The organism is Rathayibacter sp. RFBD1 (assembly GCF_002932915.1).
Lineage (GTDB): Bacteria > Actinomycetota > Actinomycetes > Actinomycetales > Microbacteriaceae > Rathayibacter.
Window position 1 is genome coordinate 25,759 of sequence record NZ_PSWQ01000014.1, and the last position, 25,644, is coordinate 51,402.

Sequence of the window (25,644 nt, forward strand, 5' to 3'; positions counted from 1 at the left end):
CCCCGCCGATCGACGGACGGGCGATCACGTTCCTGCCGGGGCGAGTCGGCTGCGGAATCCGTCGTGGCCGCGGGGCATCGCACGGTGGAATTACCCATTCGAGCCGCCGGGGCCGCGTGGATCGTTGCGGCGGCGACGGATTCCGCACTACAGTCGCCGTGTTCATGCAGGTGCATGGGGTGCGGTACCCGAAGCCGCACTGCACCGCCCTGCTCGGAGCAGACGCCTCCGCCGGGAGGGATGACGATCCTCTCTCCCGGCGGGAGGCGGACCGGGCGGATCCGCCCGGCCGCCGCCGGCGCTACGCCGGGACGCGCACCGTCAGCCCACCGGGCTCGATCCAGGTGCGGAACGCCGAGGTCGAGCCGAACGGGTCGCCGTCGAGCTCGATCTCCTGCGCGTGCTCGAGGCGGACCGTGAGGTCGCGGCCCTTCACGTACCGCAGGGCCGACACCTCCTTGGTCAGGCCCATCAGCTTCTTGCCGACGATGCCGCTGCGGCGGAGCACGCCGTTCTCCCACACCACCTTGAAGATGATCTGCACCCAGCCGAAGAAGCCCTCGGGGCGCAGCAGGACGATGTCGAACTCGCCGTCGTCGACGGCCGCGTCCGGCAGCAGGAGGATGTTCGCCGGCAGGGCGCCGCAGTTGCCCACGATGATCGTGTGCGCGCGCACCTTGCGGGTCTTCGAGCCGTCGAGGCGGTAGCGGAACTCGAGCTGGTTCTTGTCGAGCAGGGCCTTCCGCAGCGCGTCCACGTAGGCGAGCCAGCCGGCGCGCTTCTTGAGGTCGTCGTCGGTGTTGGCGAGCATCTTCGCGTCGATCCCGAGGCCCGCCATCACGACGTAGGCGTGGCGGTCGCGGCCCGTGGAGGTCTCGATGTCGATCATCCCGACGTCGATCGCCCGGTCCTGTCCGGAGAACGCGACGGTCAGGGAGTTGTCGATGTCGTCGAGCGTGAGGTTCAGGTTGCGGGCGAGCAGGTTGCCGGTGCCGGAGGGCAGCAGCGCGAGCGAGGCGTCGGAGCCTCGGAGGGCCTCCGCCACGACGCGGACCGTCCCGTCGCCGCCGGCCGCGATCACGACGTCGGCGCCCGCGGCGAGGGCCTCCTTCGTCTGACCGGCCCCGGGGTCCTCGACGGAGGTCTCGTACCAGAGCGTCTCCTCCCAGCCGGCGGCCTCCTCGGCGCGCTTCACCGCGGCCTTCACCAACTCCAGGTCGACCTTGACGGGGTTGTAGACGAGCGCGGCACGGCGGCGCTCAGGCATCGTCGCGGCTCTCGTCGAGCTCGTCGCCGTTCTCGTCGACACGGCCCGGTCGCACGGCGGCGTCCTCGCGGATGTCGATGCGGGTGTCGCCGGCCTCGGTGGTCGAGACCTCGATGCGGGGGGCCGCGTCGGCCTCCGTCGCCTTCGGGGCGCTGGTCAGCTGGTCGTGGCGGTCGTCCGCGCTCTGGTCGGTCATGCCTGGACGGTAGCAGCGGGCGATCCGCGCCCGCGCGGGCTTGCGTCAGCGGCTGCGTGCCGCCTGAAGACCCCAGAGCACGAGCGGGATCTGGAGCGGGAGGCGCAGCAGCGTGATCACCCGGGTCCGAGGCCGACGGGCGTCCCGCGCCATCTGCACGTTGCCGGGGAGGACGGCGGCCATCAGGGCGGCGGAGGCGAGACCGCCGGCCGCGCGGGTCCGCGGGTGCAGCGTCGCGGCCGCGCAGACCAGCTCCGCCGCTCCCGAGACGAGGACCCATCCGCGCGCCGAGCCGGGCATCCCTCGCGGGACCACCGCGTCGAAGGTCCGCGGGTGCACCAGGTGGACGACTCCCGAGACCGCCATCGCCGACACGAGCACGAGCGGGCCCGCGCCCAGGCCGCTCATCGGCCCTCCGCCCCGCGCTCGAGCGGAGCGACGTGGTCGAGGATCCGGCGCCACTCGCGCACGAGCGCCAGCCGGCCGGCTCCGTCGACCGTCACGGTGCGCGCCCGCGCGAGGCGGCCGCGGTACCAGCGGCCGTCCTCGGCGCTCGCCACCGGGTCCGCGTCGCCGTGGACCAGGAGCGTCTCGGCGGTCACCCGGTCGAGGTCGTCGGCCCAGGAGCCGTCGCGGAGCGCCGCGAGGTCGGTCGCGGCGCCGCTCGGGCCCTGCCGCCAGCCCTCGGAGAGCATCCGCTCCAGCCGGTTGCGCAGTCCGCCGTGGGTGGCGAGCACCGGGTCGTCGGAGTCGATCCCGAGCGCGTCCAGGCCCGGCTGCGTCTGCGGGAGGGCGGCGGCGATCGCGTCGGCGTCCTCCCCGCGGAGGGTCTCGCGCCGCTCCCACGCGCTGGTGGGGTGCACGATCACGCCGGCCTGCGGGGGCGCGGGGGTGCCGACCAGCGCGAGGCGGTCCACGAGGTCGGGGTGCCGGGCCGCGAGCGAGAGCGCGAACGCGCCGCCGGAGCCCCAGCCGACCACGCCGACGCTGCCGAAGCGGGCGCCCTCGACCATGCGGGCGGTGCGCTCGGAGCGGCGCAGGTACTCGGCGAGGTCGTCCGCGCGGTCCTCGACGCGGCCGTGAGCGGCGTCGACCGGGTCCGAGGCGCCGTAGCCGGGGCGGTCGAGGATCAGCAGGTGCAGGCCCCACGGGCCGGTGACGGTCGGGTCGGGGTCGAAGCCGCCCGCTCCGGGAGTGGGGTGGCAGAACACCACCAGCCGGTCGGCGACGGGATCGCCCGCCGCCGAGACGCCCATCCCGCGGCCGGACCGCAGCTCGAAACGGTGGTTCGCCATGTCGCCTCCCGGGTGCGCCGAGGGTCGGCGCGTCGCCCCCAGTCAAGCGGAGACGGAGGCCCGCGCGCTGGGCCTTGTGCCGGAGCGGGAGCAGTCGGACGCGTCCGGAGCGGGCGTGCTCGATGCGGCTGGTGCGACCGTCGTCAACCCCGGTGACGCGCCCTCCGCCGTCCGGTGGACTGGACGGTCCCTCGAGGAAGGACCACCCGTGATCCGCACAGCACTGCCCGCGACCGTCGACGACGTGGAGCTCGACCCGGTCGGCGACGACGGCTGGCGGGTCCGCGCCCGCACCGCGGACCCGCGGGAGCCGGAGGCCGTGCTCGGCTTCATCACGCCGGTCGAGGGCGGCTTCGAGGCGCACCGCCTCGGCCTGCCGCAGGAGGACGTGACCTGCCCGTCGCTCGAGGACGCGCTCTCGAGGTACGTCGCCGAGGAGCCGCTGCCCGCGTGGATCCGCACGGCCCGGAAGGATCCGCGGACCGGCTTCCTCGGCGAGCGGGAGGTCGTGGTCGGCACCCCCGAGGCCGAGGGGGCGGGCCTCCTGGTCGTGCACGTCGACGGCGAGCTCGCCGGGCACGTCGTCGCGACCACCCCGATCGCCTTCGTCGCCGAGCGCGGCGACCTCCCGCCCCTCGTCGTCGAGTCGATGGACGGGCTCCTCGCGCTCGTCTCGGGACTGCGCCGGTAACCCCTGACCCCCGCGGAGGTCGACCCCCGTGGCAGGCGGTCGGCCGCCGCCCAGCGTGCTGGGAGCGGGCCGGCACCGCCGCCGCCCCGTGCTGCCGCGGATGATCGAGCAGGGGCGGGGCAGCGTGATCACCACCTCCTCCGTCGCCGGGCTCGACGGCGCCCCGGGCCTCAGCCCCTCCGTCGCCTCGAAGCGCGGGGTCGCCGGGCTCACCAGGAGCGCGGCCCTCGAGGTCGCGGGCACCGGCGTCCGGGTCGACTCGGTCCACCCGTCGCCCGTGAACACCTGGATGATGCGCTCGATCGAGGCGGGAGCCGTCGACGCCGGCGCACCGTCCGTTCGCCCGATGTCCACGTGACGCCGCGGAGGAGGGGAGCGAGGATGGGGGCGTGTCCCGTCGCCTCCTCCTCCCCGTCGCCGGCGTCCTCGCCGCGGCCCTCGCCGCCGGCGGGCTGACGCTCCTCGTCTGGACGATCGACGAGACGCCGTTCGCACGGCCCGACGCCGGCTTCGACCGTCTGACGAGCGAGGTCGCCGCGGTGCCCGGAGTCTTCCTCGACGGCGCCGAGCGCTGGGTCGAGGCGCCGGCGTTCGGCCCGCCGACCTCGTGGGTCGGGGTCGCGGTCGAGGAGCCGGCGCTCGCCGACGCCCTCGCGACGGCCTGCGCGACCGAGTACGCGGATCCGGTGCTGTGGTCGTTCCGGGCGACGTCCGCCGGCGGGAACGCCCTCTCCTTCGCGGGCGCGGAGGAGCCGATCGGCGCGTGCCCCGCTCCCGCTGTCGACGCGTCGGGCCTGCTCGAGCGGATCGACGGCCTCGGCCGCGGCCTGGAGCTGCACGCGTCGCTCCGCGAGGGGGCCTTCGCCCTCGACTCCTTCGAGGACGTCTCCGGCGGGCTGCCCGCGCTGCTCCCGATCGTCCGGGCGGCGGAGGACCTGCGGGACGCTGCGGGCGCGGAGCGGGGCGCCCCGGTCGAGATCTCCGGCCCGTGGGCCGCGATCACCGTCGGTCCCGGCGAGCAGGAGCGGATTGCCGCGCTGCTCACGACCCTCGTCGGGGAGCACGGCGTCACCGCCTACTGGGCGACCGAGGACGGCCTGCGGATCGTCGCGCCCGACGGCGGGCACGCCGCGATCGAGGCCGCCGTGCGCGGCTCCGGGCTGCCGGTGGCCGACCGGCCCCTGCGGTTCGAGGCCGACGAGTCCTGACGCCGGGCGGCCGTCACGCGCGCCAGGCCGCCAGCTCCTCCGGGGTCGCCAGGACGCGGTGGGTCGGCGAGAGCTCGTGGACGCTCCCGGCCGAGTAGTCGATCCCGAGCGCGACCGGGTCGTACGGCTCGGAGGGGGCGCGGCGGCGCATCGCGCGCGGGTCCGCCGAGAGCACTGCGCGCAGCAGCGAGCGGGTGTAGGGGTGCACGGGCCCGGAGAAGATCTCGGCGGTCGTGCCCGTCTCGACCAGGTGGCCCTTGTGCATGACGCCGATCCGGTCGGAGATGTACTTCACCATCGCGAGGTCGTGGGCGATGAAGAGGTACGCGGTGCCGAGCTCCTCCTGGAGCGCGCGCATCAGGTTCACGACCTGCGCCTGGATCGAGACGTCGAGCGCCGAGACGCACTCGTCCGCGATCACGAGGTCGGGCTGCATCACGAGCGCTCGGGCGATGCCGATGCGCTGCCGCTGGCCGCCCGAGAACTGGTGCGGGTAGCGGTCGGCGTGCGAGCGGTCGAGGCCGACCTTCTCGAGGATCGCGTAGACCTTCTCGTCGCGCTCGGCCGCCGAGGAGTACCGGCGCTGGGTGGTGAGTCCCTGCGCGACGATGTCGAAGACGGTCTTGCGCGGATTGAGGCTCGACATCGGGTTCTGGAAGATCATCTGGATGCTGGAGCGCAGGTGGTCACGCTGGGCGGCGTCGAGCCGGCCGCTGATCGTGCGGCCCGCGAGCACGACCTGGCCGTCGGTCGGGTCGATCAGCCGGATGATCGAGCGGCCGATCGTGGACTTGCCGCTGCCGGACTCGCCGACCAGCCCGAAGGTCTCGCCGCGCCGGATCTCGAAGTCGACGCCGCCGATCGCGGTCACGTGGTGCCGCCGGCCCAGCCGGAACACCTGGGTGAGGCCGCGCACCGAGAGCAGGGCGGGCGCGGAGTCGGGCGTCGGAGCGAGTGCGGTCACGGGGTCGGTCCTTCACTGGGGGCGAGCATGGCGTCGATCTTGGCGCGCAGCGGCGCCGGCATCTCGACCGGGGGAGCGGAGGGGTGGCAGAGCCACGAGGCGACCCGGTGTCCGCCGCCCACGTCGAAGAGGGGCGGCTCCTCGACGAAGTCGATCTCGAGCGCGAACGGGTTCCTCGGAGCGAAGGGGTCGCCCGGCGCGCGGTTCACCAGGCTCGCCGGGCTGCCGGGGATGGCGAACAGCTCGGGGGAGTCGGTGGTCAGGTCCGGCATCGCGGAGAGCAGGCCCCAGGTGTAGGGGTGCCGCGGGTCGTAGAAGACCTGCTCGGCGGTGCCCTGCTCGATGATCCGTCCGGCGTACATCACGCTGACGTGGTCGGCGACGGTCGCGACGACGCCGAGGTCGTGGGTGATGAAGATCACCGAGAGCCCGCGGTCCGCCTGCAGGCGCTTCAGCAGCTCGAGGATCCGCAGCTGGATCGTCACGTCGAGCGCGGTCGTCGGCTCGTCGCAGATCAGCACGTCCGGGTTGCACGACAGCGCGATGGCGATGTTGACCCGCTGGCACATGCCTCCGGAGAGCTGGTGGGGGTACTGCTTGAACCGCCGCTCCGGATCGTCGATGCCGACCTCGCCGAGCAGCTCCACGGCACGGGCGCGCGCCTCGCGACGGCCGAGCCCGAAGTGCTCCTGGATCCCCTCCATCACCTGCTTGCCGACCGACATCGTCGGGTCGAGGCAGGTCAGGGCGTCCTGGAACACCATCGCGATGCGGCGCCCGCAGATCTCGCGGCGGATCGCCGACTCGGGCATCGCCGCGATGTCCTTCGTGGTCACCGTGCCGTCGTCGCTCCGGTGCGAGAACTCGATGCTGCCCGCGGTGATCCGCTGGTTGCGGGCCATCAGGCCGAGGATCGCGCGCGCCGTCACCGACTTGCCGCTGCCGGACTCGCCGACGATCGCGACCACCTCGCCCTCGTGCAGGTCGAAGCCCAGTCCGCGGATCGCCTCGACGCTGCCGCCCTCGTTGTCGAACGAGATCGCCAGATCGCGCACCGACAGGAGGACCCTGCCGCGCTCCGGTCCGGCCGTGTCCTGACGGGTCGTGCCCGTGCTTCTCTCGGTCATGTCAGTGGCCTCTCGAGTGGGACAGTCGCGGATCGGTGGCCTCTTTCAACCCGTCGGCGACGAGCGTGAACGCCACCATGAGCAGGCCCAGCACGACCACGGGGACGATCACGAGGAACGGATAGGAGAGGAACGACTTGTAGCCGACGCTGACGAGCGAGCCGAGCGAGGCCATCGGCGCCTGGACGCCCAGGCCCACGAACGACAGGTACGACTCGGTGAAGATCGCCGACGGGATCGAGAACATGCTCATCGTCACGATCGGGCCGATGATGTTCGGGAGGATCTCGACGAACACGATCCGGCTGTCCCGCGCTCCGAGGGTGCGCGAGGCGAGCACGTACTCCTCCGTCTTCTGGCGCAGCGCCTGCGCGCGGCTGACGCGGCTCATCGCGAGCCAGTTGCTCAGCAGGAGGCCGAAGACGATGGCGCCGATGCCCGGCCCGACGGCGACCACGAAGAGCGTCACGATCACCAGCTGCGGGATGCCGGAGAGCACCTCGACCACGCGCTGCATCGCCGAGTCGGTGCGACCGCCGAAGTAGCCCGAGACCAGGCCGTAGGTCATGCCGATGACCACGTCGATCGCGAAGGCGATCACGGCGATCAGGAGCGAGACGCGGGTGCCGCTCCAGACCCGTGACCACACGTCGCGGCCCAGCTCGTCGGTGCCGAAGAGGAAGTAGGTGCCGGGCGGCAGGCCCGCCGCGGCGTACGCGTCCTGGCCGTCGCGGGTGCCGTCGAGGATCCCGAGGCCCTCGAGCAGCGGCACGCGCGGCGGGAGGAAGCGCGAGCCGACGTCCGCTCCTCCTCCGGCTGCGGGGAAGAAGGGGACCGCCAGGCTCAGCACGACGATGATCACCAGCAGCACCAGGCCGACCATCGCCGGCCAGTTGCCGCGGAAGCGCCGGGCGATGTCGCGGCCGCCGCCGCGGATGATGCGGGTGGAGGTGGTCGGCGGCCCGGCGGGCCGATTGCCCGGCGAGACGAGGCGCAGGCCCTCGGGCGGGACGCCGGCGTCGAGGCCGGCCGTGGGGGAGACGCGGTCGCTCATGCTGCCTGTCCTGCCAGTCGGATGCGGGGGTCGATCAGTCCGTAGAGCACGTCGACGAGCAGCATCACGAGGATGTAGATGATGCTGTAGACGAGGCTGATCGCGATGACGATGTTGTAGTCGACGTTCTGGATCGCCGTGAGCAGCAGCTGGCCCAGGCCCGGCGCTCCGAAGATCTGCTCGATGACGACGGAGCCGGTGATCAGGCCGATCAGCAGCGGCGAGAGCACCGTGATGATCGAGACCAGGGTGTTGCGCAGAGCGTGCCGGCCGATCACCTTGGAGGGGCCGATGCCCTTCGCCTTCGCCAGGAGGATGTAGTCGCTCTCGAGGCAGTCGAGCATCTCGGAGCGGGCGTAGCGGGCGGTCACCGCCATCACGTAGGCGGCGAGCGAGATCGTCGGCAGCACGCTCGAGGTGAAGGGGTCCGACTCGGAGTACCGGATCGGCAGCAGCTTCCACTCGAAGCCGACGAAGTAGACCAGCAGCAGCGCGATGACGAACGACGGGACGCTGAAGGCGATCACCGAGACGAACGTCGAGAGGTTGTCGAACCAGCCGCGCGGGCGGATCGCCGAGACGATGCCGATCAGCAGGCCCAGCACCACGCCGAGGACGAGGGCCTGCAGGCCGATGCGGATCGTGACGGGCAGCCGGCTGCCGAGCATCTCCGAGACGGGGAAGTCCGGGATGAGGTTGTACGAGATGCCGAAGTCGCCGCGGGCGAGGTTCACCAGGTAGGTGCCCAGCCGCAGCAGCACCGGCTCGTCGAGCCCGTACTTCTGCGTGAGGAGCGCCTTCTGCACCGCGTCGAGCTTCTCGCTGTTGAAGGGCGAGCCGGGGAGCAGCTGCAGCAGCGCGAACATCACGATCGCGATCGCGACGATCGTGAAGACCGAGGTGAGCAGCCGGGTGGCGACGTACTTCGTCACCGGCTCGACCCCTCGGCGAGCACGGCGCGCTCGCCGTCCTCGGGGATGCCGGCCCAGGAGCGGGCGTGGAACTGGGTCAGCCCCACGCGCACCAGGGCGCGGCGGGCGAGGGAGTCGATGATCTCCTCCACCGAGGCGGGCCGCGTGTAGAAGGCGGGGACCGGCGGCGCGATGATGCCGCCCGAGCGGGCCACCGCGTCCATCGCGGCGAGGTGGCCGCGGTGCAGCGGCGACTCCCGCACCATCAGGAGCGTCGGCACGCCCTCCTTCAGGCAGACGTCGGCCGCCCGCGTGATCAGGTTGTCGGCGAGGCCGTAGGCGATGCCGCTCAGGGTCTTGATCGTGCAGGGCGCGATCACCATCGCCGTGGCGGGTGTGGACCCCGACGCGATGGAGGCGCCGATGTGCGCGGGCCGGTGGGCCGTGTCGGCGAGCGCCTCCACCTGCTTCTGGGTGAGGCCGCACTCCTGGTCGAGCGTCATCGCGCCCGCCTTCGAGACGATGACGTCGCTGCGCAGCCCCGGATCCATCCGCAGCAGCTCGAGGATGCGGACCCCGATCCCGACTCCGGAGGCGCCGGTGATGGCGACGATCACGCGGCCGGGGGGCTCCTGGCGGGTGCGGTTCATGCGAGGCCTTCCTTGTCGAGGGTGAGCACGGACTGCGCGAGCGCGTGCACGCCCACCGCGATGTCCGTGATCCCGGTGTACTCCTCCGGGCAGTGGCTGCGGCCGTCCTGCGAGGGGATGAAGATCATGCCGATGGGTCCCAGTCTCGCCATCTGCACCCCGTCGTGCCCGGCTCCGCTGTAGAGGCGGGCGGCGGGGTGGCCGAGGCGCTCGATGGAGCGGCCGATGCCGTCCGCGAGGCGGGGGTCGATGGCCGTCGGGCGCTCCCAGGGCAGCCAGGTCACCTCGTGGCCGAGGCCGCGCGCCGCCGCCTCGGAGGCCGCGGCCTCCGCGATCTGCTCGCGGGCGAGGGTGAACCAGCCGGGGTCGGGGCTGCGGAACTCCGCGGTGACCAGGGCGCTCTCGGTGACGACGCTGGTCGCCTCCGGGGTGAAGGTGACGGAGCCGACGGTGCCGACCGCCTCCGCGGCCCGGGAGGCGATGCGCTCGACCGCGAGGACCACTCCGGCCGCGGCGCAGCCGGCGTCGTGCCGCAGCGCCATCGGCATGGTGCCCGCGTGGTCGCGGCGGCCCGAGAAGAGGGTGCGGAACCGCGAGATGCCCGCGATCGAGGTGACGACTCCGAGCGGCAGCCCCTCGCGCTCGAGGACCGGGCCCTGCTCGATGTGGAGCTCGAGGAAGCCGAGCACCTCGTCGGGGCTCCAGCGGGTGCCCGAGAGCGGGTCGGACCAGCCGGCGGCTTCGAGGGCGGCGCCGAGGGTGCGCCCGGTGTCGTCGGTCGCCGAGAGGTGCTCGCCCGTGAGGGAGCCGGCCAGCGCGCGGCTGCCCAGGCAGGAGAGCTCGAAGCGGTTGGCCTCCTCGTTGTAGAAGTCGACGACGCGCAGGTCGTGGTGGAGCCGGATCCCCGACTCCTGCAGCAGGCGCGCCACCTCGATCGCGCCCAGCACGCCGACGACGCCGTCGTAGCGCCCGCCGCCGTCCACCGTGTCCGTGTGCGAGCCGATCACGATCGCGCGGCGGGCGGCTCCCGTGCCGGCGAGGGTGCCGATCACGTTGCCGATCCCGTCGATCCGGACCTCCAGGCCCGCGGAGCGCATCCGCTCGGCGACCCAGTGGCGGGAGTCGGTGTCGACCTCGGTCATCGCCACGCGGCTCCAGCCGGGGCGCGAGGAGTCGACGAGGCCGGCGATCTCGTCGAGGTCGAGGGCCAGCCGGCCGGCGTCGGGGAAGCGCACGTCGGGGGTCATCGCAGGTCCTCCCCGTCGTCGGCCAGGGAGCCGTGCACGACGACGGCGGGGCGGAGGGCGACTCCGTCGGCGACGAGGGCGTCGCGCACGCGGCGGAGGACGTCCCCGGGCGGGACGGCCAGCTCGGCGCCGAGGGCGCGGTCGCCCTTCTTGCGGGTCGCGTCCATCCCGACCTTCGTCACGGTGCCGCCGACCTGCATCGGCACGTTGCGGTCGGTGGCGACCCCGTCGACCAGCATCAGGTCGCGGTCCCACCGCATCCGGCTCGTCCGGGCCCAGTGCACGTGCTCCATGTCCCAGGCGTCCACGTCGGAGTCGACGACGGTGACCTGCTTGACCATGCTGACGGCCGCGAACGCGCCGAACATCACGCGCTTGGCGGTGCCCGGACGGCCGTTCGCGATCGCGACCACCACGTCGACCCGGCCGCCGCCGGAGTGCGTGACCGCCACGTCGACGATGTCGCAGCCGACGTTGCGCAGCGCGTGCCGGATGCCGGCGGCGATGGGCAGCGCCGCGATGTAGCTGTGCTCCGAGGACAGGCCGGGCAGGATCACCTGGACCTCGGGGGACTCGCGGCGGGTCACGGCGGTGACCTCGAGGGTGATCCCGTCGCCGTAGTCCTCGTACATGCCGTGGTACTCGTTCACGAGGCCCTCGTGCACCGGCCGGTCGGCGTGCAGGATCCCCTCGATCACGATCTCCGCGTCGGCGGGGACGAGCACGTCGCTCGTCGTGGCCCGCGCGACCCGCACCTCCTCGCCGAGCAGGTGCGCGGCGTGCTCCAGCTCGTCGTCGCCCAGGGCGAGGTAGCAGCAGGCGGCGAGCTGCACGGCCGGGTGCGCGCCGAGGACCACGGCGACGGGGAGCCCGCCGACTGCCGCGGCCGAGCGCGAGAGCGCGGTGAGGTGGTGGTTGGGCGCGATCCCGACGAAGCCGGTGGTCGCGTCGAGCGGCTTGATCCGCGCGTAGGAGGCGTTGCGGTGCCCGGTCACCGGGTCGAACGCCACGATGAGCCCGGCGGTGAGGTAGCCGCCGGAGTCCTTCTCGAACCAGACCGGAGCGACGACCTCCTCCCACACGGACGCGGCGGGCAGGCGCACGGCCTGCACCGGAGCGTCCTCGACCACGCGCACCGGGGTGCGGTCGGCGACCGCGGCGGTGAGCCGGTCGAGCAGCTCGTCGACCCGGCAGCCGACGGCGCGGGCGATCCGCTCGCGGCTGGAGAGCACGTTGCCGACGACCGGGTGGGCCGAGCCGGCGACCGAGGTCAGGCGCACGGCCGGGCCGCGGTCCAGCAGCGCGAGCACGCTCGCCAGCTCGAAGCGGGCGTCGACGGTGCGCTCGACGGTGACGAGCTCGTCGGCGGGCAGCGCGTCGACGAAGGCGCGGAGGGACTGCTCGCCCATCAGGCGGCCCTCGCGACGAAGCGTCCGTCGCCCGGCTCCGCGAGCAGGCCCTCGGCCCGGCTGAAGACGGGGGTGCCGCGGACGACGGTGGTCTCGAGGCGGCCGGGGAAGGACATCCCGGCGTAGGGGCTCCAGGTGGCGGTCGAGAGCATCGGGGTGTCGTCGATCACGGTCGTGCCGGACGGGTCGACGACGGCGAAGTCCGCGTCCAGGCCCGCCTCGATCGCGCCCTTGCGGTGCCCGAGGCCGAACGCGCGGGCGGGGTTCGTCGCGAGGACCTCGGCGGCGCGCAGCAGCGAGAGGCGGCCGCCGAGGTAGCCGGCGCCGATCACGATCGGCAGCAGGGTCTGCACGCCGGGCGCTCCGGAGGCGTTGTCGAAGATCACGTCGGCGCTCTTCTTCGCCAGCGGCCACGGCGCGTGGTCGGAGGTCACCAGGCCGATCCGGCCGTCGGCGAGCGCCTCCCACATCCCGCGGGCGTGCTCGGCGGTGCGCAGCGGCGGGTTGATCTTGCCGAGGGCGCCGAGCCGCTCCATGTCGTCCTCGGTGAGGACGAGGTAGTGCGGGCAGGTCTCCAGCGTCGCGTCGAGCCCGCGGGCGGCGCTCGCCGTCACGAGCTCGACGGTGCCGGGGAGGCTCGCGTGGAAGATGTGGAAGGGCACACCGGCCGCCGAGGCGAGCTCGAGCCCGAGCGCCACCGAGGAGGTCTCGGACACGGGCGGGCGGCTGCGGACGTGGTCGAGGGGGGCGGTGCGGCCCGCGGCCCTCGCCGCCGCGACGAGCGCGCCGATGATCTCGCCGTCCTCCGCGTGCACGCCGACGCGGACGCCGCGCTCAGCCATGATCGCGAAGGCCTCGAGCAGCTGGTCGGAGGGGATGCGGGGGAAGCGGATCGGGTCGGTCTCGAACAGCGAGACCTTGAATCCGCAGACGCCCTCGTCGATCATCCCGGCCACGTCCCGCGCGCCGTCCCCGGGGCGGACCGTGCCGTGCAGGGCGACGTCGACGACGGCCTCGCGCTCGAGGCGCTCGCGCTTGGCGACGACGGCGGCGGCCGTGTTCACCGGGCTGCCCGCGTCGTAGGGCATGTCGAGGATCGTGGTCACCCCGCCCGCGGCGGCGGCCGAGGTCGCGGCGGTGAACGTCTCGGCCGGCTCCGAGAAGGCGTGGACGTGCGCGTCGACCGCGCCGGGCAGGACGAGCATCCCCGCGCCGCCGATCACGACCGAGGCCTCCGCGAGGGCGCGCGCCGCTTCGCGTCCGCCGAGCACGGCGGCGATGCGGCCGTCCTCGACGACCACCGCCCCGTCCTCGATCACGGCGCCCGGCGTGACGACGCGGCCGTGGACGACCGTCCCGCCCGCGGTCACCGCACGGCTCCGATGCGCGCCTCGACGGCGGTGAGGACGGTGCCGAGCACGACCATCGCCTGCGCGTTGATCATCTGCTCCGACTGGTAGATGTCCTCGCGGGTCATCGGCACGATCGAGCGGACCGCCTCGTAGGCGGCCGTGCTGCCCTCGCCGAGTGCCCGGTCCTCCAGGTGCGGCGACGCGAGGTCGATGCCCTGGGTGGCGAGGATGAACTCCACTCCGAGGATCACCTGCGTGTTGTGGATGATGCTGCGCGCCTTCCGCGAGGAGAAGGTGCACATCGAGACGTGGTCCTCCTGGTTCGCCTTCGTCGGGATCGAGTCGACGACGGAGGGGAAGCACAGCACCTTGTTCTCGGAGGCGATGGCGGCCGCCGCGCAGTGCACGATCGAGAAGCCCGTGTTGAGGCCGAGCTGGCCGCCGACGAGGTTGAGCGGCAGGCCGTAGCTGAGGTTGGGGTCGGTGAGGCGGAACGAGCGGCGCTCCGAGATGGCGCCGATCTCGGCGACCGCGATCGCGATGAGGTCGGCCGCGACGCCGATCGGCTCGCCGTGGAAGTTGCCGCCGGAGAGGACGTCGTAGCCGCCCTCGCCGTCCGGGAGCACCAGCGGGTTGTCGGTCGCGGCGTTGGCCTCGCGCACCAGCAGCGTCTGCGCGAACAGGAGCGACTCGCGGGTCGTGCCGTGCACCTGCGGCGCGCAGCGCAGCGAGTAGGCGTCCTGCACGCGCGGCTTGTAGACGCCGCCGACGCGCTGCTCGTCCGGGAGGCGGAGGCGGCGCGCCTCCTCGACGGTGCGCTCGCTGCCCGCGGTGAGGGCGCGGACGTTCGCGGCCACGTCGACCTGGCCGGGGGCGTTGCGGGCGAGGTGGATGCGCTCGTCGAACGCGTCGAGCTCGCCGCGGATCGCCTCGAGCGAGAGCGAGAGGGCCACGTCCGCCTGGCGGGTGAGGCTCCACGCGTCGTGCAGGGCGAGGCAGGCGGTGGCGAGCGAGATGGTGGAGCCGTTGATCAGGGCGAGGACGTCCTTGGGCTTGAGCTCGAACTCGGTGGCGAGTCCGGCCGCAGTGAGGGCCTCGACGGCGGGCATCCGCACGCCGCGGTGGTAGGCCTCGGCCTTCTCGTGGCCGACCATCACGCTGACCATGTGCGCGAGGGGGGCGAGGTCGCCCGAGGCGCCGACCGAGCCCTGGCCCGGGATGACCGGGAGGACGTCGGCGTTGAGCATCGCGATCAGGCGGTCGATGCACTCGATCCGCACGCCCGACATGCCCTTGGCGATCGCGTTGGTGCGCAGCAGCAGCAGCGCGCGGGTCTCGTCGAGGGGGAGCGGCTCGCCGACTCCGGCGGAGTGGGAGTTGATGACCAGGCGCTGGAAGCGGGCCTGGTCCTCGGCGGGGACGCGGACGTCCATCAGCCGGCCGAGCCCGGTGTTGATGCCGTAGATGGCGGGGGCGTCGGGGGCGAGGAAGTGCTCGTCGACGTAGGCGCGGGCCTCGTTCGTGACCCGGCGGGCCTCGTCGCTGAGGACGACCTCGGGGAACGTGCCGTCCGAGAGCCCGCGGGCGACGAGCGCGATGTCCTCGATCGTGAGCGTGAAGCCGTCGATCTCGACGAAGTCGGGCTGAGAGGAGCCGATCGTGGCGGTTCCGCTCGTCTGTGCCAGTTCAGTCATGGGAGTGAGTCTCTTTCGTTGATCCGGCTTCGGAGCCTCGGTCGTTCGGTGGTAGTGGCTTAAGTCTGCATAGAACGTGGGCGAGCGGCAAGTCAGCCGAACAGAAGCGCCGATGCGACGCTGCTGCCGAAGCGGATTCGGCTGCGTGCGGCAGTGAGGGCTCTCGGCCGAACGATGTTCGGCGCCGCGCCCCTCGCGCCCCGCGCACGACGAAGGGCCGCCCGCCGCGCTCGAGGCGCGGGCGGACGGCCCTGCAGAGGTGCGGTCGCGCTCAGCCGGCCGGGGCCGCGTGCACGGTCCGAGGGTCGTTGAACGACTGGACGCGGCCCGAGAACTCCGACTCGAGGTCGAGCAGCTCCTGCGCGGCGAAGAACGCCATGCCGCTGTGGCCCGGGTACTCCTCCGGCATCAGCTCGTTCGAGTAGGTGTTGCCCATCTCGGCGAGGTTCGCCCGGCCGGCCTCGATCATCCCGGCCATGGACGCCTTCATCGTGAAGTGCATCGTGACCAGCTGGAAGCCCAGCTCCGCCAGCTGCGCGAACGACATCTGCTCGAGGCCGCGCTTGGCGTTGATGTCGGCGAACATCTTCAGCCCCGGCACCCGGCGGGCCACCTCGGCGGCGTCCGCGAGGGTCGTGACGTTGACCACGACCGTCGCGTGCGCTCCGAGGGCGACGCAGTCGATCATCCGCTGGATGCCCTCCTCCAGGTTCGCGCTGCCGTAGTTGCTGCGCGCGATCACCATGCAGTCGGTGCCCTCGACGGCGCGGACGGCGGCCCGCACCTTCGCGTAGTACTCCTCGCGGGGGATCATGTTGTCGGCCGAGACGTCCCGGGCGTAGCCGGGCTCGAACTCGTCCTCCATCAGCACCGCCATCGCGCCGGCCTTGGCCACCCGCCTGCAGGTCTCGTACACCTGCAGGGGACTCGCGCCGAAGCCGTCCTCGATGTCGACCGCGAGCGGCAGCGGCGACATGTCGACGATCCGCTCCACCGCCCAGAGGAGCTCCTCCAGCGAGAGCAGTCCGAGGTCGGGGATGCCCTTCATCGACATCGACACCTCCGATCCGCTCAGCAGCATCGCCTCGAAGCCGGCCAGCTCGACCGCTCGGGCGGAGGAGCAGTCGAAGACGCAGGGGGCCAGGACGCTCCCGGACTCCATCAGCTCGCGCAGGGTCCTCGTCGCGGTCATCGTGCCGTCTCCTCTCGGGGGGTGGTCCGCATCAGTCGTCCTTCGTGACGAGGCGGTAGTTCCAGGTCAGGCTCACGTTGCGGACCTCCATGCCCTGCACGGCGGGGTTGATCAGCATCGCGATGCCGTTCTGCACGGTCGGGATCACCGCCACGTCGCCCATCAGGATGTCCTCCGCGTCGTGCAGGCTCTGCCAGCGCGCCTCCGGCTGGGAGAGCATGTCGGCGGTGCGGGCCGCGGCGATGATCGAGTCGTACTCCGGGTTCGCATAGCCGCCGAAGTCGCGGGCGGAGGTGGAGGACAGCAGCTCCAGGAACGCCATCGGATCCTTGTAGTCGGGGCCCCAGCGGAAGAGGTAGAGGTCGAAGTCGCCGGCCGTGGCCTGCTCGTTCGCCGTCGCCTTGGGCTGGCTGGTGAGCTCGATGCTCAGGCCGGGCAGGTTCGCCTCCCACTGCGAGGCGACGTACTCGGCCTGCGCTATCGAGGCCTCGTCGTCCCAGTACGAGAGCGTGAGGCTCACGGAGTCGGTGCCCAGGGCGGCGAGGCCCTTCGTCCAGGCGGCCTGCGCCGCGTCGAGGTCGTAGGCGAGGTAGCTGCCGCCCGTGTCGCGGAACTGCTTCCCGTCGGGTCCGACCGCCAGGTTCTGACCGACGAAGTAGTCGGCCGGCTGGGCGCCGTTCTTCAGCACCTCGTCGGCGAGCGCCTCCTTGTCGAAGGAGGTGGCCAGCGCGGTGCGGATGTCCTCGTTCGCGAGCGCCGGGTTCTGGAGGTTGGGGTAGAAGTACCACATGTGCACCTCGAGCGCCGTGGTCAGCTCGGGGGAGTCGGTGTAGCGGTCGATCAGGCTTCCGGAGATCTCGGTGAAGTCGAGGTCGCCGCTCTCCTGGAGGAGCGCCGCGGTCTGCGAGTCCTTCACGACCTGCCACTTGATCGCGTCCAGGTCGATGCCGGAGGCGTTCCAGTAGTCGGCGTTCTTGGCGACCGAGAAGTTGTTCGCGAAGTCCCACGAGTCCCAGACGAAGGGCCCGTTGTAGATCGTCGTCTCGGGGGTCTGGCCGTAGGTGTCGCCCACGCTCTCCAGGTAGGCCTGGTTCACCGGGAGGAACGCCGGCCGCACCAGCAGCGCCTGGAAGTAGGGCACGTCTGCGGCGAGCTGCACCTGCAGGGTCTTGTCGTCGAGCGCCGTGACGCCGAGCTGGGTGTAGTCCATCCCCTCGTTGACGATCTCGTTCGCGTTCCTGATGCCGGCGGCGACCGCCTCGTTGCTGTTCGGGGCCGCGGTGGCCGGGTTCACCAGGCGCTTCCACGAGTACTCGAAGTCCTGCGCGGTGACCGGCGTCCCGTTGCTCCACGACGCGTCGCGGATCGTGAAGGTGTAGGTCAGGCCGTCGTCGGACTTCTCGACGCTCTCCGCCATCAGCGGGTCGATCTGGCCGTCGGCGTCGAGCGTGTAGAGGCCGTCGAAGACGGCGGTGAGCACCTCGTTCGACATGCCGTCGTTCACCTTGTGCGGATCGACGGCCTGCAGGGGGAGCAGCTTGCCGACGGTGAGGACGTGGGAGGACGTGCCGGCCTGACTCGACGACGTCGAGTCGGTGCCGCAGGCGGACAGCAGGCCGACGGCCGCGGTCATCGCGACCGCCGCCATCAGGAGCTTCGGGAGCCGTTTCATGGGAGGAGGTACCCCTTCGTGTGTGGTGCATCGGGAGACTCGGGGGAGTCGGGAGGGTGCGGCGTCATCGAGGGGACTGGCGCATGCGTTCGGTGATCTCGCAGAAAGTCTGCACGTCGATGCCCGTTGAGGCAAACGGTCTGTATCCTGTACAGCGATTCCTACTCTGGCCGCACAGAAGCGGCTCACCCACGCGAAAGGTGTCTCCCTTGCCGAACATAATTAGGCCGGTCCGGCTCGACGAGGTCGACCGCGCGATCATCAACGTCCTGGTGCAGGACGGGCGCATCCCGAACAAGGAGCTGGCCGACCGGATCGGCCTCGCGCCCTCCTCCTCGCTGGCCCGGGTGCGGGCGCTGATCGAGAGCGGAGTCATCTCGGGCTTCCACGCCGAGGTCGACGCGCGCCTGCTCGGCAAGGGCATCCGCGCGATCCTCCGCGTCCAGCTGCGCGAGCACTCCCGAGCCGAGAACGCCCGCTTCGCCGAGGCGATGTCGAAGCTGCCCCAGGTGGTGAACCTGTGGCTGGTCGCGGGCGAGGACGACTACCTGATCGAGGTGGTCGCCGCGAGCCCCGACGAGCTGAGCGACTTCGTCCTCGACTGCGTCACCTCCGATCCGGTGGTCGCCGACACCTACACGACCCTGGTGTTCTCCCGCTGGCGCGGCGTCGGGCCGATCCCCACCGACGACGACGCGTGAGCGCCGAGCGCCTCCGCCGGCTCCTCGAGGGCGAGGTGCTGCTCGACACGCACAACGACCTGCTCTGCGGGCTGCGGCGCTACGAGGGGTACCGCGTCGAGGGCTTCGACCGGCCCCGCCCGGAGTTCCACACCGATCTGCCGCGGCTGCGCGCGGGAGGCGTCTCGGCGCAGGTCTGGTCGGTCTTCGTCTCGGCGCTGCAGAGCGAGGGCGACGCGGTGGCCGCGACGCTGGAGCAGATCGACGCCGCGTACCGGTTCGCCGCCGCCCACCCGCGCGACCTGCGCGTCGTGACCACGGTGCGGGAGGCGGAGCAGGCGGTCGCCTCCGGCCGGATCGCCTCCTTCCTCGGGATCGAGGGCGGCCACTCCGTCGCCTCCTCCCTCGGCGTGCTGCGGATGCTCGCCCGGCTGGGCGTGCGGACGATGACGCTCACGCACAACAGCTCCCTCGACTGGGCGGAGGCCGCGACCGGCACCCCGGTCGAGGGCGGGCTCACGGCGGACGGGGTGGCCGTCGTGCGCGAGCTGAACCGGCTCGGCGTCGTCGTCGACCTCTCGCACACCTCCGAGCGCACCCAGCTCGCCGCGCTCGCCGCCACCTCCGCTCCCGTCCTCTACTCCCACTCCGGAGTCGCGGACGTCGCCGCGCACCCGCGCAACGTCTCCGCCCGGGCTCTCGCGGCGCTCGCCGCGAACGGAGGAGTGCTGCAGATCGCCTTCGTCGCGCAGTTCGTCTCGCGCGCCTTCGCGAACTGGTCGGCCGAGGCCGACGCCGCCCGCGCCGGGCTCGGGATCACCACGTCGATGCCCTGGCCCCGCGCCCCCCGCCCCGCCGAGGCGCCCGAGGACGCCGCGCGGGCGAACCGGGCCGCGTTCCCGGTGGCCGAGCCCGCCGCGCTCGCCGCCTTCGAGCAGTGGCGCCGCGCGCATCCGGCGCCGCTCGTCACCGTCGCGCAGGTCGCCGACCACGTCGACGCCGCCCGCGAGGCCGTCGGGTCCCGGCACGTGGGCCTCGGCAGCGACTTCGACGGCGTCGCCGACCTGCCCGAGGGGCTCGGCGACGTCTCGGGCTACCCGCGCCTGCTGGCCGAGCTGGCCGACCGCGGCTGGAGCGACGCGGAGCTGCTCGACCTCGCCGGACGCAACACCCTGCGCGTGCTCCGCGCGGCGGAGGAGGCCGCCGAGACCCCGGAGGACGCGCGCGCCTGAGCGCCTGCGAGGCCCGGATCCCGCCTCCTGGACCCGCGACCCAGGGAACGCTGGCAGGATGTACGGGACGGTCGGTGCGCGAGAGCGCGCCGCACGGACGGCACCGCCCGCTGAGAGCGGCCCCGCCCGGCCCCGTCCCGCACACCTCCACCCGCTCCCGACAGCGCTCACAGCGCCGGAGCGACACATCACCGCGGCCCGACCGGGCGCGCGGTCGGACCCTGCGCCGCGCGCCCGCGTCCAGCCACTCCCTCCCGGAAGAACCGCATGAGAAACGCCAGAACCGCCAAGCCCGCTCGCCACCACCTCGAGCTCCCCAAGCCCAAGCCCCTCGAGAAGGGCGCCATGCGGATCACCCCGCTCGGCGGCCTCGGCGAGATCGGCCGCAACATGACCGTCTTCGAGCACAAGGGCAAGCTGCTCATCGTCGACTGCGGCGTCCTCTTCCCCGAGGAGAACCAGCCCGGCATCGACGTGATCCTCCCCGACTTCGCCGCGATCCGCTCGCGCCTGAAGGACATCGAGGCCATCGTCCTCACCCACGGCCACGAGGACCACATCGGCGGCGTGCCGTACCTCCTCAAGGAGCGCGGCGACATCCCGATCATCGCCTCGACCTTCACCCTCGCGCTGATCAGCGCGAAGCTGCAGGAGCACCGCATCACGCCGCGCACGCGCCCGGTGAAGGAGGGCGACCGGATCGACGCCGGCGTCTTCGACCTCGAGTTCCTCGCCGTGAACCACTCCATCCCGGACGGGCTCGCCGTCGCGATCCGCACCGAGGCCGGCCTCGTGCTGCACACGGGCGACTTCAAGATGGACCAGTTCCCGCTCGACGGGCGCACCACCGACCTCCCCGGCTTCGCGCGCCTCGGCGACGAGGGAGTCGACCTGTTCCTGGTCGACTCCACGAACGCCGACGTCCCCGGCTTCGCGATCTCGGAGGGCGACCTCGCCCCCGCGATCGACCAGGTGTTCCGCACCGCGCCGCGCCGCATCGTCGTGTCCAGCTTCGCGAGCCACGTGCACCGCATCCAGCAGGTCCTCGACGCCGCGCAGCGCCACGGCCGCAAGGTCGCCTTCGTCGGCCGCTCGATGGTCCGCAACATGGGCATCGCCGCCGACCTGGGCTACCTCAAGATCCCGGCCGGCCTCGTCGTCGACATGAAGGTGCTCGAGAAGCTCCCCGCGACCGAGATCGTGATGATCTGCACCGGTTCGCAGGGCGAGCCGATGGCGGCGCTCTCGCGCATGGCCAACAAGGACCACATCATCGACATCGGCCCCGGCGACACCGTGCTGCTGGCCAGCTCGCTGATCCCCGGCAACGAGAACGCGATCTACCGGATCATCAACGCCTTCACCCGCTGGGGCGCCACCGTCGTGCACAAGGGCAACGCCAAGGTGCACGTCTCGGGTCACGCCAGCGCGGGCGAGCTCGCCTACTGCTACAACATCCTCCGCCCCACCGCGGTGCTCCCCGTGCACGGCGAGTGGCGCCACCTCACCGCGAACGCGGCGATCGCGACGCGCACCGGGATCGACGAGAAGGACGTCTTCGTCATCGAGGACGGCGTCTCGATCGACCTGGTGAAGGGCCGCTCGCGCATCAGCGGGCGCATCCCGGCCGACCAGATCCTGGTCGACGGCACCACGATGGGCGTCGCCACCGAGGACGCGATGAACGACCGCATCGTCCTCGCCGAGGAGGGGGCCATCACGGTCCTCGCCATCGCCGACCTCGACCGCGGCACGCTCGGCGAGCCGGTCGAGTTCTTCACCCGCGGCTTCGTCGAGGAGCCGGGCTGGAAGGCCAACGCGAGCAAGGCGATCGACGACGCCGTCCTGCAGGCCGCGGGCAAGCCGGTCGAGCTCGAGGCCATGGAGGCGCTGATCACGCGCACCCTCGGCCGCTGGCTGACCCGCCGCCACCGCCGCAACCCGGTCATCACCACGATCGTCGTCGAGGAGTAGGCGCCTTCCACGCCGGCCTCCGCCTCCGCTACCCCCTGCCCCGCGAGGCGCGGGCGGAGCAGAGTGGGAGCGTCGGCAGGTCGCCGACGCGAAGGGAGAGCGCCATGAGCACCGACCGCACCACGGGTGAGGACACCGAGAAGACCGAGGACCTCCCCGACGGCACCGGGACGGACACCTCCTCCGGTGGCGGCGACACCGACACCGTCTCCGGCGGCGAGCCGGACGAGCCCGCCGAGTAGGGCCATGAACGACGAAGGGCGGGACCGCGAGGTCCCGCCCTTCGTCGTTCCGCCGATCAGATCAGCGGGCCGTCGCTCTCACTCGAGCGGCGGGTGACCTGCTCGCCGCTGGCCGGGTCGACGGCCGAGCGCGTGGTCGAGACGGCCTGGCGGCGGCGCGTCAGCAGCACCAGCCCGAGGATCAGGCCGACCGCTCCGGCCGCCATGAGGATGTAGCCGACCAGCCTCAGGTCGATCCCGGACACCTGCACGTCCACCGCGAAGGCGAGGACCGCGCCGACGACGAGGAGGAAGATCCCTGCTCCGATGCTCATTGCGTGCTCCTTCTGACTGCCGCCGGAGCGCGCGCGGGAAGCGCGCAGGGGCACCGGCGATCGCCCCACGGTAGACCTCGGGCCCGGCGGCCCCCAGGCCTTCCGGCGGGAGCCTCCGGGGGTGTAGGGCAGTGCCGGGTCAGCGGTCGGAGACGCGGAGCATCACGCGGGTGCGGTCGGCGCGGGTGACCAGGCCCTCTATCAGGAGGAACACGCGGTACTCGAGCCGGTACTTCGCCAGGAACACGCGGCCCAGGCGATCGACCTCGCCGGGGTCGGCGTCGATCTCCGCGGCGGCCTCGACCGGCACCGCGTAGTCAGAGACGCGGCCGCGGCGGTCGCAGGGGACGAGGGTCACCCGCGCGTCGTTGCGGAGGCGCTTCACCTTGCCGCTGCGGCGGGGAGTGGTGACGATCAGCTCGTCGCCGTCGCGGGCGATCCAGACCGGGGTCGAGACGGCGTCCCCGGACTTCCGGAACGTGGTGAGCGAGACGAAGCGCTCGTCGGCGAGAGCGGTGAGGTCCTGGGAGAGGGGCATGTCCGAAGTAGAGCGGCCGGGAGCGGTCACCGCAAGCCTCCGTGGCACCTCGATCCGCCCCCGTAGGGTGGAGTGATGACCGACGCGACGCCTCTGATCGGCCCGACCGAGGCGCCCGATCTGCACGTGATGACCTACAACATCCGCCGGCGGATGCCGCGCCTCACCTCCCGCGCCGTCGACCAGTGGGACCGGCGTCGCCCGCTCGTCCAGCGGGTGCTGGAGCAGGAGCGCCCCTCGATCCTCGCCGTGCAGGAGGCGCTGCCGGACCAGTCGGCCGCCGTGCACGAGGCGCTGGGCTCCTCCTTCGAGGCGATGGGCTTCGGCCGGGACGCGGACCGCGGCGGCGAGCGCGTGATGCTCTTCGTCGACCGCAGCCGCTACGCCGTCCGGCACTGGACCCAGATCGCCCTCTCGGACACCCCGGACGTCGCCGGCTCGCGCAGCTGGGGCAACCGCATCCCGCGCACCGCCGTGATCGCGGAGCTGACCGATCACGCGACCAGCCGCGAGCTCACCGTGATCTCGACCCACTTCGACCACATCTCGCGGCGCTCGCGCCAGCGCTCCGCCGAGCTGATCGCCCGCCGCGTCCTCGAGCTCGGACGCCCCGCGATCGTGATGGGCGACACCAACACCGACGTCGACACCGTCCCCTACCGGACGATCCTCGACGAGGGCCGCCTCGCGGACGCGTGGGAGACGGCGGAGAAGCACCTCACCCACTCGTGGAGCACCTTCTCGAACTACCGCGCGCCGGCGCCGGGCAAGCGGATCGACTGGCTGCTCGTCAGCGAGGGCGCGTTCGAGGTGGTCTCCGCCGGGATCAACGCCGTCCGCTACGGGGGAGCGGCGCCCTCCGACCACGAGCCGGTCCAGGCCGTGCTGCGCTTCACGAACCCGTGAGCGGCTCCGCCCTCGTCGAGACCTTCCTCGAGCCCCCGCGCACCCGCGGGGAGTGGACGGCCGACGGCATCCGCGCGATCGGGGCGGCGAGCATCGTGGCGGCCGCCATCGGCTGGGACCTGGTCGACGTGGCGGTGCTCGCGCTCGCGGCGATCGGGCTGGTGCTGCCGCGCTTCCTCGGCATCCGTCCGGCGCTCGACGCCCTCTTCGGGCTCGCGCTGCTCGTGGCGTCCTGGAGCAGCGTCCTCGGCCTCTACGAGGCCTGGCCGCAGTGGGACCTGGTCGTGCACTGCGTGCTCAACGGGCTGATCGCCGCGGTGGCCTACATCGTCGCCGCGCGGGCCGGAGTCGTGCCGGCCGTCGCGGGCGATCGCGGGCCGCTGCTCCCGGCGGTCGTGCTCTGCGCCTGCTTCGGGACGACGGCGGGCGTCCTGTGGGAGTGGGGCGAGTGGGCGGGGCACCGCTTCATCGACTCCTCGATCTTCGTCGGCTACGAGGACACGCTCGGCGATCTCGCCGCCGGCGCGCTGGGCTCGATCCTCGCCGGCGCGCTGATGCGCTTCTGGTCCGCGAAGTCCCGGGTGGTCGGACCGGGCGCCTCGCGCGGCGTCGGAGGTGCGGCGTAGCCTGTCCCGCATGTGCGGCCGCTTCGCGATGGACTCCGAGACCGATGAGCTGATCCGCGAGTTCGTCGCCGCGGGCGGGCGCGCCGAGGACTGGGCGCCCGACTACAGCGTCGCTCCCACCGACGTCGCGCCGATCGTGCGCGAGCGGCTCCACGACGGCGAGCGGGAGCGCGAGCTGGAGCTCGCGTCCTGGGGCTTCACCCCGTCCTGGTCGAAGGGCAGGGGGCCCTCGCCGATCAACGCGCGCCTCGAGTCGGTCGCGACGAACGGCCTGTTCCGCGGGGCGTTCGCCAAGCAGCGCGCGATCGTGCCGATGCGCGGGTACTACGAGTGGGAGACCCGCGCCGACGGCAAGCAGCCCTGGTTCCTGCAGGGCGAGGAGCCGATCCTCGCCGCGGCCGGCCTCTACACGGCCCGCAAGGAGGGCGACGACTGGCGCGTCTCCTTCACGATCATCACCCGCGAGGCGCGCGACGCCTCCGGCGAGGTGCACGACCGGATGCCCGTGTTCCTCACGCCCGACGTGCGCGACGCCTGGCTCGACCCGGCTCCGCTCGCCTCCGCCGAGGAGATGCTCGCCACCCTCGACCGGGCGTCCGTCGCGATGGCCTCGACCGTCACGGCCCACCCGGTCGACCGCCGCGTGAACAACTCCCGCACCGTCGACCGCCGCGACCCGGGCCTGCTGACGCCGGTCGCCTGACGCCGCTCGCCTGACAGGCGCGGGACGATCCGCGCGGTCCGCGGAACCTCCGGGCGAGGGCGGACGACCGGTGGTGGGCGGACCGGAGAGCACGGGAGGGGCGGAGCCGCGGCCCCGCCCCTCCCGGGCGTCCTACTTCGTGCCGGCGTGACCCGGGAACGGCTTGCCGTTCAGCGAGACCTCGTCGGGGTCGACCTCGACGTCGCCCACGTCGTCCGGGCCGCCCGTGCCGGGCACGGCCTTCACCTCGGCCGAGCCGGAGACCTCGGTGCGGCTCTCCGCCGGGTCCGAGTCCTGCTTGGCCTCGGTCTCGCGCTCGCTGCCGGGCGACTCCGAGATGTCCTTCTCGATGGTCTCGCTCTCGGAGGAGGTGGCGGGCGCCGCCCCGTCCGGCTTGCCGATGGTCGAGCCCTGGTCGTCCTGCTCCGTGCGGTCCTGGTCCATGTCGTCGCCTTTCGTCGGGACCTCCGACGCTACGTCGGGGCGCGCGCGGGGGCACC

At 72.7% G+C, this 25,644-nt stretch carries 28 protein-coding genes; 10 read left to right on the plus strand and 18 right to left on the minus strand.

All coding sequences use genetic code 11. The annotated features are described in order from the left end of the window. Window positions 1-301: 301 nt before the first annotated feature. From C5D50_RS06690 to C5D50_RS06705, 4 genes are read right to left on the minus strand one after another with little or no spacing between them, the layout of a single operon-like run. On the minus strand, window positions 302-1,267 hold the full coding sequence (locus C5D50_RS06690; protein WP_104283114.1) for a diacylglycerol kinase family protein: 966 nt from the start codon (window positions 1,265-1,267) through the stop codon (window positions 302-304). Further along, on the minus strand, window positions 1,260-1,463 hold the full coding sequence (locus C5D50_RS06695; RefSeq protein ID WP_104222930.1) for a multidrug transporter: 204 nt from the start codon (window positions 1,461-1,463) through the stop codon (window positions 1,260-1,262). Before C5D50_RS06695 ends, C5D50_RS06690 begins: the two co-directional genes overlap by 8 nt. Window positions 1,464-1,508: 45 nt before the next feature. Next, window positions 1,509-1,871, minus strand: a complete 363-nt coding sequence (locus C5D50_RS06700) for a hypothetical protein (RefSeq protein ID WP_181068405.1) — start codon at window positions 1,869-1,871, stop codon at window positions 1,509-1,511. Further along, on the minus strand, window positions 1,868-2,758 hold the full coding sequence (locus tag C5D50_RS06705) for an alpha/beta fold hydrolase (protein ID WP_104261538.1): 891 nt from the start codon (window positions 2,756-2,758) through the stop codon (window positions 1,868-1,870). Before C5D50_RS06705 ends, C5D50_RS06700 begins: the two co-directional genes overlap by 4 nt. Before the next feature lie 208 nt (window positions 2,759-2,966). Between C5D50_RS06705 and C5D50_RS06710 the strand changes: the two genes are divergently transcribed. From C5D50_RS06710 to C5D50_RS06720, 3 genes are read left to right on the plus strand one after another with little or no spacing between them, the layout of a single operon-like run. After that, complete coding sequence (locus tag C5D50_RS06710) at window positions 2,967-3,449, plus strand: hypothetical protein (protein ID WP_104283116.1); 483 nt, start codon at window positions 2,967-2,969, stop codon at window positions 3,447-3,449. A 28-nt stretch (window positions 3,450-3,477) separates the two neighbouring features. Continuing rightward, a complete protein-coding gene (locus tag C5D50_RS06715; protein ID WP_219814702.1) occupies window positions 3,478-3,807 on the plus strand; it encodes an SDR family NAD(P)-dependent oxidoreductase in 330 nt (109 codons plus the stop codon). A gap of 31 nt (window positions 3,808-3,838) precedes the next feature. Next, a complete protein-coding gene (locus C5D50_RS06720; protein WP_104283117.1) occupies window positions 3,839-4,657 on the plus strand; it encodes a hypothetical protein in 819 nt (272 codons plus the stop codon). Between the two features lie 13 nt (window positions 4,658-4,670). On the opposite strand, the gene C5D50_RS06725 is transcribed toward C5D50_RS06720, so the two are convergent. From C5D50_RS06725 to C5D50_RS06775, 11 genes are all read right to left on the minus strand, one after another. Continuing rightward, on the minus strand, window positions 4,671-5,621 hold the full coding sequence (locus tag C5D50_RS06725) for an ABC transporter ATP-binding protein (protein ID WP_104249941.1): 951 nt from the start codon (window positions 5,619-5,621) through the stop codon (window positions 4,671-4,673). Next, a complete protein-coding gene (locus tag C5D50_RS06730; protein WP_104283118.1) occupies window positions 5,618-6,748 on the minus strand; it encodes an ABC transporter ATP-binding protein in 1,131 nt (376 codons plus the stop codon). Before C5D50_RS06730 ends, C5D50_RS06725 begins: the two co-directional genes overlap by 4 nt. A 1-nt stretch (window position 6,749) precedes the next feature. Further along, window positions 6,750-7,802 (minus strand): ABC transporter permease, encoded by a 1,053-nt coding sequence (locus tag C5D50_RS06735; protein WP_104283119.1) that lies wholly within the window; start codon window positions 7,800-7,802, stop codon window positions 6,750-6,752. Further along, window positions 7,799-8,734 carry an ABC transporter permease gene (locus C5D50_RS06740; protein ID WP_104238808.1) on the minus strand — a complete coding sequence of 312 codons (936 nt, stop codon included), beginning with the start codon at window positions 8,732-8,734 and terminating at the stop codon, window positions 7,799-7,801. The genes C5D50_RS06735 and C5D50_RS06740 overlap by 4 nt, the downstream gene beginning before the upstream one ends. Then, the gene (locus C5D50_RS06745; protein ID WP_104238809.1) at window positions 8,731-9,363 is read right to left on the minus strand and encodes a UbiX family flavin prenyltransferase; all 633 of its coding nucleotides are present in this window, start codon (window positions 9,361-9,363) and stop codon (window positions 8,731-8,733) included. The genes C5D50_RS06740 and C5D50_RS06745 overlap by 4 nt, the downstream gene beginning before the upstream one ends. Then, entirely contained in the window at window positions 9,360-10,610 is a 1,251-nt protein-coding gene (locus C5D50_RS06750) for a M20 family metallo-hydrolase (RefSeq protein WP_104288970.1), read from the minus strand. The genes C5D50_RS06745 and C5D50_RS06750 overlap by 4 nt, the downstream gene beginning before the upstream one ends. Then, on the minus strand, window positions 10,607-12,019 hold the full coding sequence (locus C5D50_RS06755) for a UbiD family decarboxylase (RefSeq protein WP_104284023.1): 1,413 nt from the start codon (window positions 12,017-12,019) through the stop codon (window positions 10,607-10,609). Before C5D50_RS06755 ends, C5D50_RS06750 begins: the two co-directional genes overlap by 4 nt. Further along, entirely contained in the window at window positions 12,019-13,389 is a 1,371-nt protein-coding gene (locus C5D50_RS06760; RefSeq protein WP_104284022.1) for a dihydroorotase family protein, read from the minus strand. Before C5D50_RS06760 ends, C5D50_RS06755 begins: the two co-directional genes overlap by 1 nt. Continuing rightward, entirely contained in the window at window positions 13,386-15,065 is a 1,680-nt protein-coding gene (gene hutH / locus C5D50_RS06765) for a histidine ammonia-lyase (protein ID WP_104238813.1), read from the minus strand. The genes C5D50_RS06760 and hutH overlap by 4 nt, the downstream gene beginning before the upstream one ends. Window positions 15,066-15,336: 271 nt before the next feature. Beyond that, window positions 15,337-16,257 carry an oxaloacetate decarboxylase gene (locus C5D50_RS06770; RefSeq protein WP_104284021.1) on the minus strand — a complete coding sequence of 307 codons (921 nt, stop codon included), beginning with the start codon at window positions 16,255-16,257 and terminating at the stop codon, window positions 15,337-15,339. A gap of 31 nt (window positions 16,258-16,288) precedes the next feature. After that, entirely contained in the window at window positions 16,289-17,929 is a 1,641-nt protein-coding gene (locus tag C5D50_RS06775) for a peptide ABC transporter substrate-binding protein (RefSeq protein WP_104284020.1), read from the minus strand. Between the two features lie 200 nt (window positions 17,930-18,129). On the opposite strand from C5D50_RS06775, the gene C5D50_RS06780 reads away from it, so the two are divergent. The 4 genes from C5D50_RS06780 (at window position 18,130) to C5D50_RS16560 (ending at window position 22,057) form a co-directional block, all read left to right on the plus strand. Beyond that, window positions 18,130-18,630 carry an Lrp/AsnC family transcriptional regulator gene (locus C5D50_RS06780; protein WP_104238816.1) on the plus strand — a complete coding sequence of 167 codons (501 nt, stop codon included), beginning with the start codon at window positions 18,130-18,132 and terminating at the stop codon, window positions 18,628-18,630. Beyond that, entirely contained in the window at window positions 18,627-19,841 is a 1,215-nt protein-coding gene (locus tag C5D50_RS06785) for a dipeptidase (RefSeq protein WP_104288971.1), read from the plus strand. Before C5D50_RS06780 ends, C5D50_RS06785 begins: the two co-directional genes overlap by 4 nt. 267 nt (window positions 19,842-20,108) lie before the next feature. Next, a complete protein-coding gene (locus C5D50_RS06790; protein ID WP_104222925.1) occupies window positions 20,109-21,815 on the plus strand; it encodes a ribonuclease J in 1,707 nt (568 codons plus the stop codon). A gap of 104 nt (window positions 21,816-21,919) precedes the next feature. After that, window positions 21,920-22,057, plus strand: coding sequence for a hypothetical protein (locus C5D50_RS16560; RefSeq protein ID WP_159940924.1), 138 nt, complete (start codon window positions 21,920-21,922; stop codon window positions 22,055-22,057). Between the two features lie 56 nt (window positions 22,058-22,113). Here the strand turns inward: C5D50_RS16560 and C5D50_RS06795 are convergent, their stop codons facing one another. Together C5D50_RS06795 and C5D50_RS06800 are read right to left on the minus strand one after the other, a co-directional pair. Beyond that, window positions 22,114-22,371: a DUF6458 family protein gene (locus tag C5D50_RS06795; protein ID WP_104262774.1), complete on the minus strand. Its 258-nt coding sequence runs from the start codon at window positions 22,369-22,371 to the stop codon at window positions 22,114-22,116. Window positions 22,372-22,510: 139 nt separating this feature from the next. Beyond that, window positions 22,511-22,909 carry a PPOX class F420-dependent oxidoreductase gene (locus C5D50_RS06800; protein WP_104222923.1) on the minus strand — a complete coding sequence of 133 codons (399 nt, stop codon included), beginning with the start codon at window positions 22,907-22,909 and terminating at the stop codon, window positions 22,511-22,513. A gap of 75 nt (window positions 22,910-22,984) precedes the next feature. Here C5D50_RS06800 and C5D50_RS06805 point away from each other — a divergent pair, with 75 nt between their 5' ends. Genes C5D50_RS06805 through C5D50_RS06815 form a run of 3 tightly spaced genes read left to right on the plus strand, consistent with a single transcriptional unit; the run spans window position 22,985 to window position 25,144 of the window. Next, window positions 22,985-23,815, plus strand: coding sequence for an endonuclease/exonuclease/phosphatase family protein (locus C5D50_RS06805; protein ID WP_104283121.1), 831 nt, complete (start codon window positions 22,985-22,987; stop codon window positions 23,813-23,815). After that, window positions 23,812-24,441, plus strand: a complete 630-nt coding sequence (locus tag C5D50_RS06810) for a hypothetical protein (RefSeq protein WP_104226114.1) — start codon at window positions 23,812-23,814, stop codon at window positions 24,439-24,441. Before C5D50_RS06805 ends, C5D50_RS06810 begins: the two co-directional genes overlap by 4 nt. 10 nt (window positions 24,442-24,451) lie before the next feature. After that, the gene (locus C5D50_RS06815; RefSeq protein ID WP_104226115.1) at window positions 24,452-25,144 is read left to right on the plus strand and encodes an SOS response-associated peptidase; all 693 of its coding nucleotides are present in this window, start codon (window positions 24,452-24,454) and stop codon (window positions 25,142-25,144) included. 132 nt (window positions 25,145-25,276) lie between these two features. Here C5D50_RS06815 and C5D50_RS06820 read toward each other — a convergent pair whose 3' ends face one another. Then, window positions 25,277-25,588, minus strand: coding sequence for a hypothetical protein (locus C5D50_RS06820; RefSeq protein WP_104222919.1), 312 nt, complete (start codon window positions 25,586-25,588; stop codon window positions 25,277-25,279). Between the last annotated feature and the right edge of the window lie 56 nt (window positions 25,589-25,644).

Bases quoted from the DNA above. Each gene is read 5' to 3' on its own strand.
- C5D50_RS06750 (WP_104288970.1), bottom strand. From the start codon at position 10,610: ATGACCCCCGACGTGCGCTTCCCCGACGCCGGCCGGCTGGCCCTCGAC.
- C5D50_RS06755 (WP_104284023.1), bottom strand. From the start codon at position 12,019: ATGGGCGAGCAGTCCCTCCGCGCCTTCGTCGACGCGCTGCCCGCCGAC.
- C5D50_RS06735 (WP_104283119.1), bottom strand. From the start codon at position 7,802: ATGAGCGACCGCGTCTCCCCCACGGCCGGCCTCGACGCCGGCGTCCCG.
- C5D50_RS06705 (WP_104261538.1), bottom strand. From the start codon at position 2,758: ATGGCGAACCACCGTTTCGAGCTGCGGTCCGGCCGCGGGATGGGCGTC.
- C5D50_RS06820 (WP_104222919.1), bottom strand. From the start codon at position 25,588: ATGGACCAGGACCGCACGGAGCAGGACGACCAGGGCTCGACCATCGGC.
- C5D50_RS06775 (WP_104284020.1), bottom strand. From the start codon at position 17,929: ATGAAACGGCTCCCGAAGCTCCTGATGGCGGCGGTCGCGATGACCGCG.
- C5D50_RS06730 (WP_104283118.1), bottom strand. From the start codon at position 6,748: ATGACCGAGAGAAGCACGGGCACGACCCGTCAGGACACGGCCGGACCG.
- C5D50_RS06770 (WP_104284021.1), bottom strand. From the start codon at position 16,257: ATGACCGCGACGAGGACCCTGCGCGAGCTGATGGAGTCCGGGAGCGTC.
- C5D50_RS06695 (WP_104222930.1), bottom strand. From the start codon at position 1,463: ATGACCGACCAGAGCGCGGACGACCGCCACGACCAGCTGACCAGCGCC.
- C5D50_RS06700 (WP_181068405.1), bottom strand. From the start codon at position 1,871: ATGAGCGGCCTGGGCGCGGGCCCGCTCGTGCTCGTGTCGGCGATGGCG.
- C5D50_RS06815 (WP_104226115.1), top strand. From the start codon at position 24,452: ATGTGCGGCCGCTTCGCGATGGACTCCGAGACCGATGAGCTGATCCGC.
- hutH (WP_104238813.1), bottom strand. From the start codon at position 15,065: ATGACTGAACTGGCACAGACGAGCGGAACCGCCACGATCGGCTCCTCT.
- C5D50_RS06805 (WP_104283121.1), top strand. From the start codon at position 22,985: ATGACCGACGCGACGCCTCTGATCGGCCCGACCGAGGCGCCCGATCTG.
- C5D50_RS06745 (WP_104238809.1), bottom strand. From the start codon at position 9,363: ATGAACCGCACCCGCCAGGAGCCCCCCGGCCGCGTGATCGTCGCCATC.
- C5D50_RS06690 (WP_104283114.1), bottom strand. From the start codon at position 1,267: ATGCCTGAGCGCCGCCGTGCCGCGCTCGTCTACAACCCCGTCAAGGTC.
- C5D50_RS16560 (WP_159940924.1), top strand. From the start codon at position 21,920: ATGAGCACCGACCGCACCACGGGTGAGGACACCGAGAAGACCGAGGAC.
- C5D50_RS06795 (WP_104262774.1), bottom strand. From the start codon at position 22,371: ATGAGCATCGGAGCAGGGATCTTCCTCCTCGTCGTCGGCGCGGTCCTC.
- C5D50_RS06790 (WP_104222925.1), top strand. From the start codon at position 20,109: ATGAGAAACGCCAGAACCGCCAAGCCCGCTCGCCACCACCTCGAGCTC.
- C5D50_RS06800 (WP_104222923.1), bottom strand. From the start codon at position 22,909: ATGCCCCTCTCCCAGGACCTCACCGCTCTCGCCGACGAGCGCTTCGTC.